Genomic DNA, 1,308 nt, shown 5'->3' on the forward strand with positions numbered 1-1,308 from the left:
AGCTTATTCCAGAGTATAGGTATAGGTATAAACAAGAAGAGCCGCTCTTAAAAGCGGCTCTTCTTGTTTTATGAATTATTGTCCTGTGGAACCTGCTGGCCGTTGTCCTGCGGCTTCGGGTTAGATGGCTTGTTGCGGTTTCTATTCCGGTTCCGGTTCGGCTTGTTGCCACCTTCCTGGCCTTCTGCCCGCGGGGCTCGCTCGCCTTCGGCGCGCGGCGCCTGGGTGGCCAGCTTATGCGGGCGGTCGTTGCCTTCTTTGTGTGGTCCGCCGGCTCTTTCAGGTTTGGGGCCTCTGCGCTGGTTGCGGTCTCTGCCGCCACCGCCCGCAGGTCGGCCTCCTCCGGAGGATCTGCCACCACCAGGCCGGCCGCCGCCTCTGCCGCCTTTGTCATCAAAGCGGCGGGTCGGGTCGTAGGCAGGTGCTGCACCAAAGCCCTCCGGCAAGGGGAGCTTCGGCAGTTCGCGCTCGATGAGTTGCTCTACTTTGCGCACACGGTACATGTCCTTCTCGTTCACAAACGTGATGGCCATACCGGTTGATGCGGCACGGGCTGTACGGCCGACACGGTGCACATAGTCCTCGGCGTCCTGCGGCATATCGAAGTTCAGAACATGGCTCAGGCTGTCGATATCAATCCCTCTGGAAAGAATATCGGTTGCCACCAGGATCTTGTATTTTTTGTTCTTGAAGCCCTGCAAGGCCTTCTCGCGTTCATCCTGTACCAGGTCAGAGCTTATGCCTTCGGCCGGGAAGCCCATTTTTTGCAGGGAGCGCACGATCTGGGAGACGTTTGACTTGCGGGAAGTGAAAATGATCATACTCTGCACGTCCAGTTCACGGATCAGGTGCTCGAGCACCGGCAGTTTCTGGTTATCGTAGGTGAGGTACAGGCGCTGGTCTATACCTTCGGCAGGCTTCGAGATAGCCAGGTTGATCTCTGCCGGCTCCTGCAGGATCTGCTGGGCCAGGTCCCGGATCTTTTTCGGCATGGTGGCTGAGAAGAGCATGGTCTGGCGTTCCTTTGGCAGCGAGCGCACGATCTTCAGGATGTCATCCATAAAGCCCATGTCCAGCATTTTGTCGGCCTCGTCGAGCACCAGGTACTGCAGCTGATCCAGTTTCACATAGCCCATGGCCATGTGCGACATCAGGCGGCCGGGTGTCGCGATGATGATGTCGGCTCCGCCGGTCAGGGCACGCTTCTGCTGCTCCCACTCATCGCCTTTGCTGCCGCCATAAATGGCAATGGAGCTTACAGGTGCAAAATAACCCAGGCCTTCTACCTGCTCATCGATCTGTTTAGCC

General features: G+C 57.8%; 1 protein-coding gene. It reads right to left on the reverse strand.

Annotated elements, in window-relative coordinates:
- Positions 1–68: 68 nt before the first annotated feature.
- Positions 69–1,308: DEAD/DEAH box helicase (locus OB13_RS19410; RefSeq protein WP_461491841.1), on the reverse strand; the 1,240-nt coding region annotated here is incomplete at its 5' end.

It is taken from the genome of Pontibacter sp. HJ8, from assembly GCF_054824225.1.